The organism is Clostridium sp. YIM B02555, from assembly GCF_022320955.1.
GTDB classification, from domain to species: Bacteria; Bacillota; Clostridia; order Clostridiales; family Clostridiaceae; genus Clostridium; species Clostridium saccharoperbutylacetonicum.
Genome location: NZ_JAKJJY010000001.1, coordinates 342,167 through 361,429 on the forward strand (window position 1 = coordinate 342,167; position 19,263 = coordinate 361,429).

Annotated in this window: 17 protein-coding genes; 15 read left to right on the forward strand and 2 right to left on the reverse strand. The window is 28.7% G+C overall.

From position 1 onward, the window contains the following. Positions 1-15 precede the first annotated feature (15 nt). The 5 genes from murJ (at position 16) to L3B98_RS01485 (ending at position 6,006) form a co-directional block, all read left to right on the forward strand. A complete protein-coding gene (gene murJ, locus L3B98_RS01465) occupies positions 16-1,545 on the forward strand; it encodes a murein biosynthesis integral membrane protein MurJ (protein ID WP_238915297.1) in 1,530 nt (509 codons plus the stop codon). Positions 1,546-1,553: 8 nt separating this feature from the next. Further along, positions 1,554-2,843 carry a glycosyl transferase group 1 gene (locus L3B98_RS01470; RefSeq protein ID WP_238915298.1) on the forward strand — a complete coding sequence of 430 codons (1,290 nt, stop codon included), beginning with the start codon at positions 1,554-1,556 and terminating at the stop codon, positions 2,841-2,843. Beyond that, positions 2,844-4,007 carry a glycosyltransferase gene (locus L3B98_RS01475; RefSeq protein WP_238915299.1) on the forward strand — a complete coding sequence of 388 codons (1,164 nt, stop codon included), beginning with the start codon at positions 2,844-2,846 and terminating at the stop codon, positions 4,005-4,007. Next, positions 3,991-5,226, forward strand: coding sequence for an O-antigen ligase family protein (locus L3B98_RS01480; protein WP_238915301.1), 1,236 nt, complete (start codon positions 3,991-3,993; stop codon positions 5,224-5,226). The genes L3B98_RS01475 and L3B98_RS01480 overlap by 17 nt, the downstream gene beginning before the upstream one ends. 132 nt (positions 5,227-5,358) lie before the next feature. Further along, the gene (locus L3B98_RS01485) at positions 5,359-6,006 is read left to right on the forward strand and encodes a cyclodeaminase/cyclohydrolase family protein (protein WP_238915303.1); all 648 of its coding nucleotides are present in this window, start codon (positions 5,359-5,361) and stop codon (positions 6,004-6,006) included. 60 nt (positions 6,007-6,066) lie between these two features. On the opposite strand, the gene L3B98_RS01490 is transcribed toward L3B98_RS01485, so the two are convergent. Next, the gene (locus L3B98_RS01490) at positions 6,067-6,219 is read right to left on the reverse strand and encodes a clostri-philic family protein (protein ID WP_238915304.1); all 153 of its coding nucleotides are present in this window, start codon (positions 6,217-6,219) and stop codon (positions 6,067-6,069) included. Positions 6,220-6,987: 768 nt separating this feature from the next. On the opposite strand from L3B98_RS01490, the gene L3B98_RS01495 reads away from it, so the two are divergent. Beyond that, positions 6,988-7,473 (forward strand): hypothetical protein, encoded by a 486-nt coding sequence (locus L3B98_RS01495; RefSeq protein WP_015391178.1) that lies wholly within the window; start codon positions 6,988-6,990, stop codon positions 7,471-7,473. A 58-nt stretch (positions 7,474-7,531) separates the two neighbouring features. On the opposite strand, the gene pdaA is transcribed toward L3B98_RS01495, so the two are convergent. Further along, a complete protein-coding gene (gene pdaA / locus L3B98_RS01500) occupies positions 7,532-8,419 on the reverse strand; it encodes a delta-lactam-biosynthetic de-N-acetylase (RefSeq protein WP_238915310.1) in 888 nt (295 codons plus the stop codon). Between the two features lie 420 nt (positions 8,420-8,839). On the opposite strand from pdaA, the gene ychF reads away from it, so the two are divergent. The 9 genes from ychF to L3B98_RS01545 all read left to right on the forward strand — a co-directional run bounded on the left by ychF (position 8,840) and on the right by L3B98_RS01545 (position 19,167). After that, entirely contained in the window at positions 8,840-9,937 is a 1,098-nt protein-coding gene (gene ychF / locus L3B98_RS01505) for a redox-regulated ATPase YchF (protein WP_015391181.1), read from the forward strand. 224 nt (positions 9,938-10,161) lie between these two features. Next, on the forward strand, positions 10,162-12,096 hold the full coding sequence (locus tag L3B98_RS01510) for a hypothetical protein (protein ID WP_238915311.1): 1,935 nt from the start codon (positions 10,162-10,164) through the stop codon (positions 12,094-12,096). Between the two features lie 68 nt (positions 12,097-12,164). Beyond that, positions 12,165-13,142 carry a mannose-6-phosphate isomerase, class I gene (gene manA / locus L3B98_RS01515; protein WP_238915313.1) on the forward strand — a complete coding sequence of 326 codons (978 nt, stop codon included), beginning with the start codon at positions 12,165-12,167 and terminating at the stop codon, positions 13,140-13,142. Positions 13,143-13,226: 84 nt separating this feature from the next. Next, positions 13,227-14,081 carry an undecaprenyl-diphosphate phosphatase gene (locus tag L3B98_RS01520; RefSeq protein WP_238915315.1) on the forward strand — a complete coding sequence of 285 codons (855 nt, stop codon included), beginning with the start codon at positions 13,227-13,229 and terminating at the stop codon, positions 14,079-14,081. Between the two features lie 244 nt (positions 14,082-14,325). Further along, on the forward strand, positions 14,326-15,423 hold the full coding sequence (locus L3B98_RS01525; protein ID WP_238915316.1) for a 6-phosphofructokinase: 1,098 nt from the start codon (positions 14,326-14,328) through the stop codon (positions 15,421-15,423). A gap of 87 nt (positions 15,424-15,510) precedes the next feature. After that, the gene (locus tag L3B98_RS01530; RefSeq protein WP_238915318.1) at positions 15,511-16,287 is read left to right on the forward strand and encodes a serine hydrolase; all 777 of its coding nucleotides are present in this window, start codon (positions 15,511-15,513) and stop codon (positions 16,285-16,287) included. Between the two features lie 258 nt (positions 16,288-16,545). Continuing rightward, positions 16,546-17,472: an aspartate carbamoyltransferase gene (gene pyrB / locus L3B98_RS01535; RefSeq protein ID WP_238915319.1), complete on the forward strand. Its 927-nt coding sequence runs from the start codon at positions 16,546-16,548 to the stop codon at positions 17,470-17,472. Between the two features lies 1 nt (position 17,473). After that, on the forward strand, positions 17,474-17,905 hold the full coding sequence (locus tag L3B98_RS01540; protein WP_238915320.1) for an aspartate carbamoyltransferase regulatory subunit: 432 nt from the start codon (positions 17,474-17,476) through the stop codon (positions 17,903-17,905). Positions 17,906-17,961: 56 nt separating this feature from the next. Then, entirely contained in the window at positions 17,962-19,167 is a 1,206-nt protein-coding gene (locus tag L3B98_RS01545; protein WP_238915321.1) for a dihydroorotase, read from the forward strand. Positions 19,168-19,263 lie beyond the last annotated feature (96 nt).

Consider the following 19,263-nt stretch of genomic DNA (forward strand, 5'->3'; position numbering starts at 1 on the left):
GGAAATGGTGATAGGATGAAACATAAAAGTACCTTGATTAAATCTACTTTTATAATAATGTTAGTAACCTTAGTTAGTAGATTATTAGGTTTAGTTAGAGAATTACTTATTGGAAAAGGGTTTGGGGCTGGAGTATATACAGATGCGTATAATATTGCTGTACCAATACCAGAAACAATATTTGCTTTAGTTGGACTTGCAATATCAACAGCTTTTTTACCAACACTTAGTAAAATTAAAGCTAAGAAGGGTAAGGCGGAAATGTATGCTTTTGCAAACAACGTAATAAGTATACTTTTGGTTGTTTCAATTATTATTTTTATTATATCAAGTTTTTTTGCTAAGGAAATTGTATATTCATTTAGGCCTTCAGAAGCAACAGCAACTATTGCTATAGGTTTGTTAAAAATAACACTTTTAAATATATTATTTCTATCAATAAATGCTTGCTTTACAGCATTATTACAAGTAAATGAAGATTTTGTTATTCCATCCATATTAGGTTTGTTTTTTAACTTACCTATGATATTATATTTATTGTTATGTAGAAAATATGATATTTTAGGATTAACAATAGCAAATGTAATAGGAAATTTTTTTAGGGTAGCTGTTCAAGTACCATCACTTATTACTCATGGATATAAGTACAAGTTTTGCATAAATTTAAAAGATGAAAGATTAAAGGCAATTATAATTTTAATTATACCAGTTGTTATTGGGGCTGGAGCAAACTCTTTAAATATGTTGGTTGATAAATATATGGCTTTTGGTTTGCATCAGGATGGAGCAGTTTCAGAATTGGAATATGCCCAAAAATTAATTGTTTTTATTAATACAATTATAGTTACTTCTGTTAATAGTATAGTGTATCCACTTATGGCAAATATGCAAAGTAATGAAGATAAAGCAGGATTTGTAGATATTCTTAAAAAATCTATTGTATATTTAGCCATATTATTAATTCCTATAACAATCGGGATTATAATATATAATAAGGAAATCATAAGCCTTGCATATGAAAGAGGAGCCTTTGATGCAAAAGTTGTGGAGGCCACAAGCCCTGCTTTATTTGGATATGGTTTTGGTGTATTCTTTACTGGAATGAGAGATATTTTAAATTCAACATTATTTACAATGGGAAAAACAAAGATTACTACAATAAATGGTATCATTGGAGTAATTATTAATATTATTTTTTGTATAATATTATCAAAGTATATGGGGATAATGGGAATTGCATTAGCTTCAGTTATAGCTATGGCAGTGACAGCAATTCTGTTATTCAGGAGCATAGTAAAGCTAGAAAAGAGTTTGAGTATAAAAGAAATAGTAAAGAAGATTGGAATAATAACAATAAATTCCTTGATTATGGGCCTTATAATTATAACGTTAGTAGTTTACTTAAAAAATAAATTAAGTTCATTAACACTTTTATTACTTGGGGTTATTGTTGGAAGTATAGTATATTTTATTTTATGTTATTTGTTTAGAATAGAAGAAGTAATTGAAATAAAAGATTTTATTTTAAAGAAGATAAATAGATAGGAGGGTATATGAAAATATTATTTATTGCCTGCTATTCGCCATTAATAAATAATTCAGCTGCTATAGAAACATTGCAGTATTTAAATAAATTAAGTGAAATTGACAATAATGAAGTTCATTTATTAACTGTGAATTTTCCAAAGGATTCAATATATTATGATGAAGCATTATATTCAATGATGGATAAAAAAATAAAAGTTCACCTTGTGGATGGAGGCATTGTTTTTAAAAAATTAATGCCTAGAAATGACAGTTCAAATAAAGTTTCGTTAAATAATAAAAACGGAAGTGTGAAAAAAATACTGCGTAAGGTTAAAAATTCTGTGGTTATACCAGACATGTACTATGGATGGTCAAGAAAAGCAGGAGAATATGGAATAGGATTAATGGAAAAAGAAAAGTTTGATGTTATATTTTCAATGCATGAACCTCCATCTTCTCATTTATGTGCATATTACATAAAAAAGCATTATAAAAAGGTTCCTTGGATTACTTATTGGAGTGACCCTTGGCTTAAGGATTCAACAAGAGAAAATTCTTTTATAGTTAAGAAAATTATTGAAAAGAATATGGAAAAAAATATTGTTAATTTAGCAGATAAATTTATATTTGTCACTGAAGCAAATAGGAATGAATATATAAAGGATTATGAATTTTTGAAAGATGTTAATAAAACATTTATATTAAATCGAGGTTTTGATACTAAATTATATGAAAAATTGCTTGAGGAAGAACGTCCAAAATTTATTGAAAAACATAAGATTAACATAATTTACACTGGAGAAATATTCTCAAAACTTAGGGATATTAAACCTTTTATCAAAGCTCTAGAAGATATTAAGGAAGAAAATGAAGATTATTATAATTTATTAAATGTTTTATTTTTTGGAAATATAGATGATATAGAAGGAAAAAAAAGACTGCAAAATTTAGAAATAGCTAAGGTATCACCTAGAATTCCTTTTAATGAGGCACTTAAATATATGCTAAATGGTGATGTTTTGCTTTTATTTGGAAATAAGAATTCGAAGCAGATTCCAGCAAAAATATATGATTACTTTGGAGCAAAGGGTAGGATATTGGTTATCTATGGAGATCAAGATGATCCAATAAAGGGGATAGTGGAAAATAATCCTAAGTGTTTCACAAGTGAAAATGAATCTGAAGAAATAAAGCAAAAAATATACAAATTAATAGAAATGTATAAAGATAATACTATAAATAGTGATCCGGATTTAAATTATGAGTGGAATTCAATAGTAGAGAGACTTAACAGTATATTAGAAGGAAGTGATTAAATGCATATAATGGTCATTCCATCTTGGTATGCATCTTCAAGAAATAAAGTTCATGGGAGTTTTTTTAAAGAACAGTTTATAGCTCTTTCGAATAGTGGAGAAAAGATTACTGTAGCATATAATGAAATTTGGCCAATTACTATGTTTGGAAAAATAGATGAAGAGAGAGGGCTAAAATTTAATATAGAAGAGAATTTAAGAACTTATAGATATAAAGATTATAACTATTTTCCAAAGATGCCTATCATGTTTAGGAGTTTTAATAAAAGAATGGATAAACTTTATCAAGAAATAATTAAGCGAGAGGGTAAGGTTGATATTATTCATGCACATTCTGCTTTTTGGGGAGCTATAGCTGGGGCATATCTCAGCAAGAAATATAATATTCCATTAGTTATAACAGAACATTCATCCTTGAAATATGCCAAGTATGCAAGAGAAAGTTATAATAAGTATATCTTTGAGTCATATGAAATGGCTGATTGTTTAATAGCAGTTGGTAATGGCTTAAAGAAAGAAATGCAGGAATATGTTAACAAACCTATTGAAGTTATCCACAATATGGTGGATTTGAAATTATTTGATGTTGATAAAAATAATAATAGAAATGTATCTGACAATGAGAGATTTAATATTTTTTCATGTTCCTTTCTTGAAGAGGGAAAAGGTATGGAATGTTTAATTAAAGCATTTGCACAGGCCTTTAGAGGTAAGAACGTAAGCTTGAAAATAGGTGGAGATGGATCTATTAAATCATTATTAGAAAAACTTGTTAAAGATTTGAAAATGGACAATCAGATTGAACTTTTAGGAGCCTTATCAAGAGAAGAAGTGGCCCGAGAAATGAAAAGTTGTGATGCATTTGCATTAGCATCAGAAAATGAAACCTTTGGGGTAGTATATATTGAAGCTCTTGCGTGCGGAAAGCCAGTTATTGGAACAAACAATGGTGGAGCAGAAGATATAATTAATGATGGAAATGGAATAATTGCTAAAAAGAATAATGTGGAGGATTTAACCAAAGCATTAAAGAAAATTAAAGAAAATTATATAAGGTATGATAAAGATAAAATAAGGCAAGAAACAATTTTTAGCTACTCTGAAAAAGTACTAGTTGAAAAGCTAAAAGGAGTGTATAAAAAAGTATATGAAGGAAATAATTAAAAATGTATATGAATATGTAGATAATAAATTTTATTTTAAACTATTGTATTTGTTTATAACGTTAACTTATGTAACTATTCTAAAATATATACCAGGAACTAATATTGTAAAGAACATTGTATTTGCATGGGGAATACTATTATTATTACTTTTGATAATTGAAGATTATAAAAGGAGAAAAATTTATAAGTTTGATATCCCTTTAGGTATATTTATGATATTAACTCTAATTTTTAATCTTTTTGTATATAGGGATATGGATAATATAAAGGTTTGGATGGTTAACCTAATAGTATTTACTATAATATTTACTGTAGATGTCTTCAGAAATAAAAAAGAACTAATTAAAGAAATGAATATAATTTCTTGTTTTTATGTTGTTTTTATGCTTTTAGCATCAGGAGCTTCATTAATTATGTATCTTTTTAATATGAAGTTAACTATTAAAAATGTTGTTTTTGAATTGAATGGTGTTAATGGAGGAGTGTTTGAAAATAAAAATGCTCTTTCTATAGCAGCAGCATTAGCTATAGTTTTGTGTATTTATTTAAATTATGTGACTCAAAGCCACAGACTTAAGCTGTTTTGGCTGGCTAATATAGTATTGCAGGTAGCAGTAATGATGGTAGGATCTCATGGAAGAAGCGCAGATTTAATTGTGATTGCTGTAGTATATACGTTTGTTTTTGTATACAATAAAAATAAATATGTCAGAACCGTACTTGTATTAATCCCAATATTGGCTTGCATAGGTGTATGGCAAGTTAACAAAGAAAATATAAGGCTTTATACAAGTGGAAGAAGTAATTTGTGGGAGTCAGCAGCTGTGGTAGTAGAACAGCATCCTTTAGCAGGTGTAGGATATAATGACATGATAGGAGAAGTTAAAGCAGCTAGACCAATAAGTGATTTGCCAGGTTTGGATGTTGGGCGTCTTCATAATATTTATGTTGAAACAGCTACGGTAAATGGTACAATTTCGCTATTATTATTTATTAGCTTTTTAGGTATTATACTTGCATTTATTGTTGAACAATTAGATAAGCTGCAGCGTAAAGAAAAAATTCAAATGACAACATTAACTTCACTCATAGTGGGAATTATTGCTGTTAATTTATTTGAAAGTAATTTAATTAATTCAGCAAATTTTATATCAATGATTTTTTGGATATACTTAGGATATTTAGTATCTATTTTAGATAATAAGAATGTGGAATAGTGAGGGGCGATGATCGATTGTAAATGCTTGATTTTTAATAATCAGTGGGCAATAATTCAAATTGGCAATTGATCATTGATAACTGACAAGCGCTAATTGAGCAGTGAAAAATGAAAGTGGGGCAGACGAAGTATGAAATTTTGTGAAGAAAGTATTAATCAATTTTTAGAAGAATTGGGCTCGGATTTATCAGCGCCTGGTGGAGGGAGTGTAGCTGGACTTATAGCTGCATTAGCATCAGCATTAAATTCTATGGTTTATTCGTTAACTGTAGGTAAAAAGTCATATATAGCTTTGGATGATGATGAAAAAGAAATTATAAACAAATTTCAAGTTGAATGTAGAGAATTTACTACTAGAAGTTTAGAACTTATGGAAGAAGATAGAGATAATTTTTTAAAGTTAATGGATTCTTATAAGTTACCTAAGGAGACTCAGGAAGAGAAAGAAAAGAGAGCATTATCTATAAAAGAAAATACCGTAAAGTCTATGGAGGCTCCATTAGTTTTAGCTAGAGAAAGTTTAGAATTTTATAAAAATCTAAATGTTATGGCTAAGTATGGAAATAAGATGCTATTGTCAGATTTGGGGATTTCGGCAATCTTGCTTCATTCTGCAATAGAAAGCTCTATTGTAAATATTAAAGTAAACTTAAATGGACTTAGAAATGAAGAATTTTTTGAGAAGATTGATAATGAATTGCATACGATTATGGAAAAATCTTTTAGTGAAAAAAATAGTATTATGGAATCAGTAAATAATAGTATTTACCCAAATTAATATATAATAAGTAATAAAGAGATACTTAGATTAAAACAAATTCTAAGTATCTCTTTATTATTATTTTATTGGCTCACCATCAAAATTCTCATATTGTGGTATGTTTTTTGAGTCTCCAACGTTATTTTGAGAAGAGTGAAGTTTTTGTCTTCTTAATCCTTTTTGTTCTGGATTAGATGATCCAGGCTTATGTACTCCATCTTTAGTAGACATATAGACACCTCCTTTAATTGTTAGTTTGTGTTTAAAAGAAATTTTGATACGCTTAAATTAAAAGAAGATTGTTATAAAAATTATCAGTTAAATCAGTAATTATTTTTTGTTTTATCATAATTACATAGTTATAGATATCCAAACCAAGAATTAGACTTATGCAACAATTGCCGAAATATGATACATTTATCTTCCACAGGACTAGTGAAATTTTCGCTAGAAGGTTCTAAATGTGGGCTTGTCGTCATTTCAGCGTGTTCCAGATGTAAAAGCTCCAGGGAGAAAGTTCGTGTTTCCAAATATAAAATTTGGACACTTACTTTTTGGACATTCACTTTTGGACAAGCTAAAAATGAAACAAGCCCACATTAATACCCTTCAACAGCTCAATTTCACATGCCTGCTCCAGAAAAAATGTACCATATTTCTAGTGTAGTTTAGTAATTTTAATTTCTCAAGAGTGTATACATATTCCATTTATAAGTTTGATTATTCATTTGGATATCTATAAAGGGAAGGAAATAATTTTAACTAGAAGAATTATAAGTTATCTGTTATTATTAAAAAATAATGTATTGTTTTTAGAAAAGTAATTATATAACTAATTAAAAATAATATGTTTGTTTATAAAAGATTAGAAAGTCACTACCTTGAAGAATATGGTATGAATAGTGTATAATGTTTTAGTATAAGAATATATTTAACATATAGAGTCTTAACTTTTTGAAATAAAAGTAAACGATGTAATAGATATAGGAGGAATTCATAATGGAAAATACGCAATTTCCTATTGTTATAAAAAAGAGAAATGGGTTTATGATTGGAGTTTCAATTTTAGAAATTTTTGTTGGATTAGTTACAGGTATGACAACTGATGGAATTAAAAGTCCTATATTGTGGATATTTGTGTTTGTAGGGATAATTACTGCGCTATCTGTTTTGGTTGAATATAATCAAGATATATACTTAAAAGAAAATAAAGTTGAATTTTATAAAAATAATGATTTGATTAAAGAAATAAAATATAGTAACATAAATACTCTTTCAATTAGCAAAGGCAAGGACGCAAAAAGCAAGAAAAAGGATTTTTTTACGATTTCCTATAGTGAGGGAAAAAAGAGTAGCAAAGATGATAATTATTTAATTAATCCAATGAATTATGGAGCTGAGGATTTAAAAACTATTAAAAATACGATTTTGAAGAAAAATCCGTCTGTGAAAGTTCAAGAAGAAGTTGATAATTTTATAAAATAAAATTCAAGAGGAAACCATCTGAGAATAGTTGTAGGTCAGATGGTTTTCTTTTAAACTTTTATTCAGGTAATTCAGCCAATGACTTAAACTCATAGCCGTCTTCTTGAAGTGTTTTAAGAATTGTTGGAAGCACCCTTGTATTAGTGTCAGAAACAGCATGCAAAAGCATTATTGACCCTGGATGACAGCCTTTACGTATTTTTTCAATAGCATATGAATCTGAAGGTTGATTGTGTACTAACCAATCCTTGTAAGCAAAACTCCAAAATATAGTTTTATAGCCTAAACCTTTAGTCATTTCTAACGACTTTTTAGAGTATTTTCCCATTGGGGGTCTAAAAAATTTAGGAATATCCTGTCCAGTAAGTTCTTTAAAAGCATTCTCTACTCCTGTAAATTCCCCATTAAACTTTTCCTTATCATGTATTTGAGCAATTGAAGGATGATGAACAGTATGATTTCCAACTATATGTCCTTCAGTAACCATTCTTTTTACTAATTCTGGTTGAGTATCTATGTAAGGTTTTACAACAAAAAATGCAGCTGGAACCTTATATTCTTTTAATATATCGAGAATTTTACCTGTATTTCCATTTTCATAGCCTTCATCAAAAGTGAGGTATAAAACTTTTTTTGAAGTATCACCTAAATAATAAGAAGAAGTTTCTTTTAAAAAGCCAGCTGATTCTTTTGGGCATTCAGCAATTTGATCTTTACCTTTGCCTACATAATACCAATTTAATTCATCTTCATCGCTAAATGCTGAAAACATATCTAGAACATTATCAATGTCTGAAATATCTCCAAATACACCATCTTCCTGGAAACATTCATTAGCATAAATATCTTCTTCGTTATCTATAGCTTTCACAGTTTTATAAGGAGAGATTCCTATAAAATTTAGAGTCAAAGTAAATGCAATTATAGATTTTATAGATTTATTCATTTTAGACTTCACCACCTTCAATATTAAAATAATCTACGAGCATATTGATAATTGCAACACATAAAATTATGTTATTATATATTACAGTGAAATTAGAATTTTGATATTTAAACATTAATATTATTTGAAATTTATAAAGTAATACACATGGTAATTTATATCTATAATTCAAGGATCTGCAGGTAAAGTATTTCACATGCCTGCTTCCAGAAAAATATATCTGATTTCTAGTATAGTGTTACGATTATAATCTCTCAATAATACATATATATTACATTTATAAGTTGAATTATTAATTTGGATATCTATAAAGTTATTAGAAAATATAAAATCCTAAACTTAAGTTGAAATAAAAAATGTTCTAGAGTATAATTTTTAAAGGTATATAAATAGTTAGAAGTTAGAAAGGAATGTACATAGATGAAATTAGGTATGGTAGGTTTACCAAATGTAGGTAAAAGTACGTTGTTTAATGCAATAACAAAAGCTGGGGCTGAATCAGCAAATTATCCATTTTGTACAATAGAACCAAATGTTGGTGTTGTTAGTGTTCCAGATAAAAGATTAGATGTTTTAGAAAAAATGTATAATACTAAAAAGAAAGTATATACAGCAATAGAGTTTTATGATATAGCAGGATTAGTAAAAGGTGCTTCAAAGGGTGAAGGGTTAGGAAATAAGTTCTTATCGCATATAAGAGAAGTAGCAGCAATAGTTCATGTTGTAAGATGTTTTGATGATGGGAATGTTGTCCATGTTGAAGGATCAGTTGATCCTATTAGAGATATTGAAACTATAAATTTAGAATTAATATTTTCAGATTTAGAAGTTTTAGAAAGAAGAATGGAAAAATCGATTAAGCTTGCAAGATCAGGAGATAAGACTGCTAAATTTGAATATGGTGTTATGGAGAGAATAAAAGAACATTTAGAAGCAAGTAAGCCAGTTAGAACTTTAGAAGTTTCTGATGAAGAAGAAGACTTCATAAAGGGATTATTTTTAATAACTTCGAAGCCAGTTTTATATGCTTGCAATATTTCAGAAGATGATGTTATGGAAGGTAACTTTGATAATGATTATGTTAAAAAAGTTAAAGAATATGCAGCTAGTGAAAATTCTGAAGTTATGGTTGTTAGTGCTAAGATTGAAGAAGAATTATCAGGTCTTGAGGATGAAGAAAAGGCTGAGATGTTAGGAGAATATGGATTAGATGAATCAGGCTTAGATAAATTAATTGAAGCAAGTTACAAATTACTTGGACTTATGAGTTTCTTAACAGCAGGTGTTCAAGAGGTTAGAGCTTGGACAATTAAAAGAGGAACTAAAGCACCAGCAGCAGCTGGTAAGATTCATTCTGATATTGAAAGAGGTTTTATCAGAGCTGAAGTTGTTGGATACGAAGATTTAGTTGAATGTGGTTCAGAAGCAGCTGCAAAGGAAAAAGGTAAGTTTAGACTTGAAGGAAAAGACTACATAATGAAAGATGGAGATGTAGTTAATTTTAGATTTAACGTATAAATAATGAAAAATCTTCAATAAATACTTTCGTATTTATTGAAGATTTTTTATTATTAGGTGAAACTATTTCTATTTAACTATTGATTGAAGTAATTCCAGGAAATTGTAATGATAATTATGATTAAAAAGTGAATTTTATGTAACTAGGTAGATTTTTATAGTAGAGTTTGTTAAAATGAAATTTAGTATGAGTCTGAATAAAATAAGCAAGGTGTGATTCAAAAGTGAAAAAGCTGGATGTAGAGTTAAAAAAAAATATAATGAAGAACATACGAAAGAATAAACATATAGATAATGCAAAAAAATTTATTAGAGAAAACGAACATATCAACAAAATTAAAATGAAGATACGAGAGAATAAGCACATAAATAGTATAAAAAATAGAATAAAATCTAATAAGTACATAAATTCAATAAAAGAATATATAGACCAAAATGAGCAGCTAAGAAAAATAGTAAGAAATAAATATTTTACACCTACTATTTCAATTGTCATTTGCTTTAGCATAATTGCAGGACTAGTTTCAATAACTAAATCATTTAAATCAGCTAAGACTGTTGAGACTATGTCAATAGGAGCAAATGCGGCGGAAATAGACTTTTATGATGGTAAATTTGATGAAGCAATTGATGAATATACAAAAATGCAGGAAAAGGATCAATGGCCAATATGGACTGTAAAAATTGCTGAAATTTATTCTATTAAAGGTGAGTTTGTAAAATCTAATGAAGCTCTTAGAAAGGCTTATCAAGGTAGAAATAAGATAATAGATACTAAGGTAAAGATAGAAAACTTTGAAGAGAAGGATAAAGAATTAGCAAATTGCATAACATTTACATCACTTATGAATGGTGAATACAAAAACGCATTAGAATATGGTGAATTGTTCTCATTGGATTATCCTAACGATAAAGCACTTTTAAAAACTATGTTTACTACTTATGTAGCTAATGGAGATAAAGAGAAAGCTAAGACTATGATTGGCAAATATAAGAGTGATGATTTAACAGCAAGTGATTTGGCTGATTTAGCTAGGATGAATATATTAATTGACAATATGGATGAAGGGCTTTCTTTGTTAAAAGATGCATGGAATAAAGATAAAAATGAAATGAAAGTATTTGATGTTATAGAACAAATTACTGATTATAATAAAACTGATGCTCTGGATAGAATATCAAAATTACAAAAGAAAGAACCTAGTGAACTTGCATATAAAGTGTGGACAGCTAAAATTTATTCAACTAGTAAAGATTCAGTTGAAAATGCAAAGAAATTAATTACTGAATTAGAAGATAAAGATGCCGGAAAGGTAAGTTTGAATTTTATAAAGGCAAATGTTTATGATACTTTAGGTGATACAGAAAAGCTAAATGAAGTTTTAGAGGAAATTATTAAAAATGATGATAAATCATTAAGTGGATTACATGCAGCTGCTTGGCTAGCATACAATAAAGGAAATTATGATGATGCATTTACAGACTGTGAAAATAGCATAAAAATAAATAGAGATTATTCAGATAGTTATACATTTTTAATACCTGAAATTGCAGCTAAGCAAGATAAGTGTGAAGAAGCAGAAGCATATTTTAGAACTGCTTTATATAAAGATCCATTTAATTATGAAGTATTACTTAGAACTGCAGAGTATTATGGAAATACATTAAAAAATAGCAATAAATCACTTAAATATTATGATACTGCTTCTAAACTAAGTCCAAATGATGCAGAGATATATTATAATATGTCATTAGTAAAGATAAGTAATCAAAGGGAAGATGAAGCAATTGAATTATTAAAGAAGAGTATAGCAATAAATAGCAAGATTCCTAAGTATCATAGAGCTCTAGGAACGGTATATATTAATAAAGAAAAGAATGAAGATGGAATTAAAGAAATAAGAAATGCATATAATCTTGATAAAAATGACATTAAGACACTAAATAATGCAGGAATTTATTATTGCTCGGTAGAAGGTGATATAAGCAGGGGAGTAACAAACTTAAAAGCTGCATATGATGGAATAAATGCTAATACAAGCGCTGAGGATAAAACAACTATTACTGAAAATTATAATAGGGTTAAGAATTTATCTGATGCGTATAATAAAAGAAATGGAGCAGCTTTAAAAATACCGGATCTTAAATTATTTTATTAATAAGTTAGCAAAATAATAAACTAAAATCATAATGTAATATTATAATTTTGGTAACAGGAGGAAGGATTATGTATCCAATTAAATTTGAAAACTTGTATTATGAAAGAATATGGGGAGGAAAGCATTTAGAAAAGTTCAGAAATAATATTCCTCAAGGTGTAATTGGAGAAAGTTGGGATGTTGCTTGTCATAAAAATGGTACAGGTATAGTAGCAAACGGCGAATTAAGAGGAAAAACTTTTGAGGAAATAATAAAAATTTATGGTGAAAAACTTTTAGGTAAGAAAATTGATATAAAAGAATTTCCACTTTTGATTAAACTGATTACCGCAGAGGATAAACTTTCAGTTCAGGTTCATCCAGATGATGAATATGCAAATAAAGTGGAAAAAGATTCTGGGAAAACAGAGGCATGGTATGTAGTAGATGCAGAAGAAAATGCTTCATTAATAATAGGAACAAAAGACTGTGACAAAGAAACATTTAAAAAAGCTATAGAAGAAGGAAATTTAGATAAATATTTAAATAAAATTCCTGTAAAGAAAGGCGATTTCTTTTATGTTCAAAGTGGATTGGTTCATGCAATATGTGAAGGTGTATTAATTGCAGAAATTCAGCAAAGCAGTGATACTACATATAGAGTTTATGATTACAATAGAGGCAGGGAAATTCATGTTGAAAAAGCATTGGAAGTTATTGATTTTTCTCTTAAGGGAGAAAATTCAACAGGAATTTTTGTGCAAAAAGATGGATATGACAAGACATATCTTTGTTTAAGTGAATATTTTACAATACAAAAATATAAAATTAATTTATCTGCAAAAGAAGCAAGTGATAAAGATAGATTTTTCTTATTCACATGTGTTGAAGGGAATGGTCTAATAAAATATGATGGCGGAGAAGAAAAAATCTATATGGGAGATAGTATTCTTATTCCAGCGACTCTTGGAGAATATGAGCTAAAAGGAAACTTTACTTTGTTAAAAAGCTATGTTCCAAGTTTAAAAAATGAGGAAAAGGAAATAATAGGTATAATAAAAAAATAATGAAATAAAATTAAGGAGGAACATACAGTTGCTCCTTAATTGTTAAAAAATACAATTAAAAAATAGAAAGAGAGTGGCAAGAGAGTGGGATTAGATATTTTATTTATAATTAAAGCTATTATTATGGGTATAGTGGAAGGAATTACTGAATTTATACCAGTATCGTCAACAGGACATTTAATTCTAACAGGAAGCATTATTAATTTTAAAGGTGATTTTGCTGATATGTTTGAAGTAGTAATTCAATTAGGTGCTATACTTGCAGTAGTGGTACTGTATTGGGAAAAAATAAGGGATAGTGTAGTAGATTTTTTCCAATATATATTTACAAAAGGAAAAGAAGGAGAAGTCGGTTTTAGATTTGGAATTAATGTTATTGTAGGAACAATTCCAGCTGTTATATTTGGTGGGATTCTTCATGATAAAATTAAAAAAATACTATTTGGTCCAGAACCAGTTGTAATTGCATTTCTTGTAGGTGGTATTCTTTTAATAATTATTGAAAATAAATTTAGAAAAAACAAACATGCAATCAGGGATATAGATAAAATAACTCCAATGCAATCATTGAAAATTGGTTTATTTCAATGTCTTGCTATGTGGCCAGGAATGTCAAGAAGTGCATCAACAATAATGGGAGGATGGGTTGCAGGATTATCAACTTCTATTGCTGCTGAATATTCATTTTTCTTAGCTATACCTGCAATGGTAGGTTCATCAGGCTTAGACCTAATTAAATTTGATTATTCTCAAATGAATCTTACAAATGCTTTGGCATTAGCAATTGGATTTATAGTTTCATTTATAGTTGCATTAATAGTTATGAGAAGGTTCATAAATTATTTGAAGAAGAGACCAATGCGTGTTTTTGCAGTATACAGAATAGGTGCTGGTATAGTATTTGGGATTCTAATATTCCTAAAGGTAATAACAGTATAGTCTATTGTTAATTAACAATTGTCAATGCTCATTATTAATGATCATTGACAATTGAATATTGATAATTATCAGGTGATACTATATATTTTTACAAATTCTTTTTAGAGAAAGAATATATTGTAAATTAATACTTTTCATAAATTAAACTTTGTGATATTATTTAATTAAATAGTCAGAAAATAATGATAATTTACTTTTGATAGTAGTAGACAAAATAAGATTATGGTATAGGGGGATTAAGAGTATGTCCAAAGAAATAAAAAAAATAGCATTATTGACTGGAGGAGGAGACTGCCCTGGATTAAATGCAGTAATAAGTGCTGTAACTAAATCAGCAATATTAAATTATGGATATGAGGTTATTGGATATAAATTCGGATATAGAGGATTATATAATAACGATTTTATTCAACTAGATATGACAACTGTATCAGGCTTAATATCAAGAGGAGGAACAATACTTTATAGTTCTAATAAAGATAACTTATTTGATTATGCAGTAGAAGAAGAAGGTAAGGTTATAAAAAAAGATGTATCAGATGTGGCTGTTGAAAATTTGCGCAAGGAAGGTGTAGACGTTTTAATAGTTATTGGAGGAGATGGAACTTTAACGTCAGCAAGAGATTTTTCCAGAAAAGGAGTAAAAGTTATTGGAGTTCCAAAAACTATTGATAATGATTTAGGTTCAACAGATATAACATTTGGATTTAATACATCAATAGCTATTGCGACAGAAGCACTAGATAGATTGCATACTACAGCAGAATCACATCATAGAATAATGATTTTAGAAGTTATGGGTAGAAATGCAGGATTTATAGCATTAGAATCAGGAATAGCAGGTTCAGCTGATGTAATTTTATTACCCGAAATTCCATATGATATAAATAAAATTGTAGAAAAAATTGAAGATAGAAAGAAACATGGAAAGTTATTTACTATAATAGTAGTTGCAGAAGGTGCAAAACCAAAAGATGGGGAAGTAAGTGTTGCTAAAATAGTAGCTGATAGTCCAGATCCAATTAGACTTGGAGGAATTGGTAATAAGTTAGCAAACGATTTAGAGAAGATAGTTAAAGAAAGAGAAGTTAGATGCACAGTTCTTGGCCATATTCAAAGAGGAGGTACTACAGGTACATTTGATAGAATATTATCAACAAGATATGGTGTTGCAGCTGTAGATCTTATTAACCGTGGTAAATTCGGAAGTATGGTATGTTTAAAAGGTAAAGAAATTACTTATGATAGTTTAGAAAATGTCATTGGAAATAACAAACAAGTTGATCCAAATGGAGAATTAGTAAGTGTGGCAAAGAAAATAGGTATATCCTTTGCAGATTAAATTATTAATATAGGCACTGATTTTAATAATTAGTGCTTATAGGATACCTAATGACATTAGAAGTATTTTAGAAAGCGGTGGGTATTTATGAAAGAAGTTAAAAGATATTTAGAATCAAGAATTGGAACTTATGCATTTTTCTTTGAAGATTTGGAAAGCGGATTTAGTTATGGATATAATGAAAATGTACAAATGATAGGTGCTGGATGCATGAAATTACCAATTTCAGTATCAGTATTAAAGTATGTTGAGGAAGGTAAAATTGATTTTTTAGATAAAATAAAGATTGAGGAAGCAGATAAGGTTTATGGAACTGGAATTCTTCATGAATTTGATAATAGAGAATACACTGTATTTGAGTTGTTGGTTGCCATGTTAATTCAAAGTGATAATACAGCAGCTAATAAACTTATTGATATAGTTGGCATAGATAGAATAAATGATGATATAGAAGCTCAAGGTTTAAAAAATACTAAATTAAATAGAAGGACTTCAGATGAAAGGGCAGCTAGTAATGGAATAGAAAACATAACAAGTGCTCTAGACTTAGCAAAAATATGGAAGCATTTATTTAATTCGAGTTTCTTAAATGAGAAAAATAGCATAATGCTTATGGATATATTACGAAGACAGCAAATGAAAAATAAGTTAGCTCTTTATATTCCAGATGATTTGAAATACGAAATTTCAAGTAAAACAGGTGATAAGGCTAATGTTGAAAATGATACAGCATTAATTCATACTCATAAAGGATCATTTACATTTACAGTTCTTTCAATGGGAATTCCTAATAGTGTATATGGAACAGTAACTCTTGCAAAGTGTGGAAAGATGATGTGGGATAGTATAATGAATAATTTTTAGAAAAATTAACATAATAACTCCTAGGATGCTAGGAGTTATTTTTTCAATATATAGCATAATTTTTATTGACACGGCCTCTAAGAAATGTTATTCTTACACAAAGAATAACCTTTAATTTGATTCAGAGAAATCAATAAGGAAGTTATATAATGCCATGAGTTTAGGATTATTATGCCTTCCTTTGTTTAAAGGAAGCTTTTTTTATATAATTTCCTACCTTTAAATTAACACAGAGAGGTTAAGAAGGAGTGATGATAAATGATAACAGAAATTAAACATTTAATTGAACCTATGGATTTTACTATAGAGGAATTAGATGAATTATTCAAACTTGCACATCAAATAATAGCATGTCCTAAGGAATTTTCTCACATATGTGATGGGAAGATTTTAGCCACTTTATTTTATGAACCAAGCACACGAACTAGATTGAGCTTTGAAGCAGCAATGATGAGACTTGGTGGAAAAATTCTTGGGTTTTCAGAACCTAATTCAACTTCAATTTCTAAAGGAGAAACTTTAGCAGATACGATAAAAATGGTATCAATTTATTCAGACATTATAGCTATGAGACATCCAAAAGAAGGAGCAGCAAAAGTTGCAAGCCTTTATTCAAATGTACCTATAATTAATGCAGGTGATGGTGGACATCAACATCCAACTCAAACTTTAGCAGATCTACTTACAATTACAAGTTTAAAAAATGGATTAAATAATCATGTGATTGGAATTTGTGGAGATTTAAAATTTGGTAGAACTGTGCACTCGCTTATTAAAGCTATGTCAAGATACAAAGATAATAAGTTTGTTTTGATATCACCAAAAGAACTTTCAATACCGCAATACATAAGAGAAGAAATACTGCAAAAAAATAATATTGAATACCTAGAAGTAGAAAAATTAGAAGATGTAATAGAAAATCTTGATATTTTATATATGACAAGAGTTCAAAAAGAAAGATTTTTTAATGAAGAAGAATATTTAAGATTGAAAGACAGCTACATATTAGACAAAGAAAAAATGAATCTTGCTAAGAGCGATATGATTGTAATGCATCCACTTCCAAGGGTTAACGAAATTGCCCATGAAGTAGATAATGATGAAAGAGCTTCATATTTTAAGCAAGCTGAATACGGAATGTATGTAAGAATGGCATTAATGATCAAACTTTTGGGGGTGATGTAGAATGCTTGAAATTACAAGTATTAAAAATGGAATAGTAATAGACCACATACAAGCAGGAGTTGGTGTCAAAATATTTAATTATTTAGGCTTAGATACTAGTAGTTATAGTGTTGCGCTAATAATTAATGCTGACAGCAAAAAGCTTGGAAAGAAAGATATAATAAAAATAGAAAATTGTGATAATATTGATTATACTGTGTTGGCATTACTTTCTCCAACAGTTACTATATGTGAAGTTAAGGATGAACGAATTGTTGATAAAATTAGGCCACAGCTTCCTAGTAAAGTAGAAAATATAATTAAATGTAAAAATCCAAGTTGCATAACTAGCACTGAAGAATATGTGCCTCATTCATTTGTCTTAGTAGATAAAGAAAATGGAAGATATAGATGTGAATATTGTGACGAAATAACAAAACTCTCAAACCTATAATCTATACCTACTAACTGTAAATTGTAAACTATAAACTGAATTACCGGGGTGTTTATATGGAACTATTAATTAAGAATGCAAGGATAATAGATGTAACTCAAGATTTTCATGGAGACATATATATTAAGGACGGAATAATAAACGAAGTTGGTAAGAGTATAACAAAAGATAATGTGCAGATACTTGACTGTGAAGGGAAAATTGTAATGCCAGCTTTTATTGATACTCACGCTCATTTTAGAGATCCAGGTCTTACTTGGAAAGAAGATATTGAAACAGGTTCCAAAGCAGCTTTAAAAGGTGGATATACTGGTGTTTGTTTAATGGCAAATACTAAACCTATATGTTCATCTAAAGAGACTTTAGAATTTGTAAGAAATAGATCGAATGAGCTTAATTTGATAGAGGTTCATCAATGCTTATCTATCACAAAGAACTTCGATGGAATTACATTAGACCACCTAAAAGATCTTGAAGATGATAAGGAAATAAAGGCAATTTCAGATGATGGAGTTGGTGTAGCTAATTCAAATACAATGCTTGAAGCTATGAAAATTGCAAAAAAGAATAACTGGGTTATAATGTCTCATGCAGAAAGTCCAGAGTTTTCAAAAGTCGATATGAGAATAGCTGAGAACATGATGACATTAAGAGATGTTGAACTAGCCAAGTTAAGTGGGGCTAGACTGCATATGTGTCATGTTAGTACAAAGGAAGCAGTAAAATACATAATTGAAGGAAAAATGAGTGGTGCAAATATCACTATGGAAATAACACCACATCATATAGGTCTTACAAGAGATATAAATGACTATAGAGTTAATCCGCCAATACGAGAAAAAGAAGATGTAGAAGCTATAATAAAGGCAATAAAATTGGGAATGGTTGATACTATAGGAACAGATCATGCACCTCATACAGCTGAAGAAAAGAAAAATGGTTCTCCAGGAATGGTTGGTCTTGAAACTGCATTTTCAATTTGCTACACAAAATTAGTTAAGGATAATAATGTTTCTTTAAATAAATTAAGCGAACTTATGTCTTATAATTCAGCTAAGCTTCTTGGAATGAATAAAGGAAAAATAAGTGTTGGCGCAGGTGGAGATTTAGTTGTTATAGATACTGAAAATAAGATAAAAATTAATCCAGAAGAGTTTGAATCAAAAGGCAAAAATACTCCATTTGTTGGGATGGAATTTTATGGGCAAGTACTTACAACAATAAAAGGTGGAGAAATTAAATTTAATTCAGTTAATAAGTAACAGTTAAAAATTCTTGTAGAATTTTATTCTGGGAAGTTTCTTTTAAACTCATAACTGATAACTGTTAACTCATAACTGAACGAAAGGGTGTTTTAA

Excerpts from the sequence above, each read along its gene's own strand:
- murJ (WP_238915297.1), top strand. The coding sequence starts at position 16 with ATGAAACATAAAAGTACCTTGATTAAATCTACTTTTATAATAATGTTA.
- L3B98_RS01470 (WP_238915298.1), top strand. The coding sequence starts at position 1,554 with ATGAAAATATTATTTATTGCCTGCTATTCGCCATTAATAAATAATTCA.
- L3B98_RS01475 (WP_238915299.1), top strand. The coding sequence starts at position 2,844 with ATGCATATAATGGTCATTCCATCTTGGTATGCATCTTCAAGAAATAAA.
- L3B98_RS01480 (WP_238915301.1), top strand. The coding sequence starts at position 3,991 with ATGAAGGAAATAATTAAAAATGTATATGAATATGTAGATAATAAATTT.
- L3B98_RS01485 (WP_238915303.1), top strand. The coding sequence starts at position 5,359 with ATGAAATTTTGTGAAGAAAGTATTAATCAATTTTTAGAAGAATTGGGC.
- L3B98_RS01490 (WP_238915304.1), bottom strand. The coding sequence starts at position 6,219 with ATGTCTACTAAAGATGGAGTACATAAGCCTGGATCATCTAATCCAGAA.
- L3B98_RS01495 (WP_015391178.1), top strand. The coding sequence starts at position 6,988 with ATGGAAAATACGCAATTTCCTATTGTTATAAAAAAGAGAAATGGGTTT.
- pdaA (WP_238915310.1), bottom strand. The coding sequence starts at position 8,419 with ATGAATAAATCTATAAAATCTATAATTGCATTTACTTTGACTCTAAAT.
- ychF (WP_015391181.1), top strand. The coding sequence starts at position 8,840 with ATGAAATTAGGTATGGTAGGTTTACCAAATGTAGGTAAAAGTACGTTG.
- manA (WP_238915313.1), top strand. The coding sequence starts at position 12,165 with ATGTATCCAATTAAATTTGAAAACTTGTATTATGAAAGAATATGGGGA.
- L3B98_RS01525 (WP_238915316.1), top strand. The coding sequence starts at position 14,326 with ATGTCCAAAGAAATAAAAAAAATAGCATTATTGACTGGAGGAGGAGAC.
- L3B98_RS01530 (WP_238915318.1), top strand. The coding sequence starts at position 15,511 with ATGAAAGAAGTTAAAAGATATTTAGAATCAAGAATTGGAACTTATGCA.
- pyrB (WP_238915319.1), top strand. The coding sequence starts at position 16,546 with ATGATAACAGAAATTAAACATTTAATTGAACCTATGGATTTTACTATA.
- L3B98_RS01540 (WP_238915320.1), top strand. The coding sequence starts at position 17,474 with ATGCTTGAAATTACAAGTATTAAAAATGGAATAGTAATAGACCACATA.
- L3B98_RS01545 (WP_238915321.1), top strand. The coding sequence starts at position 17,962 with ATGGAACTATTAATTAAGAATGCAAGGATAATAGATGTAACTCAAGAT.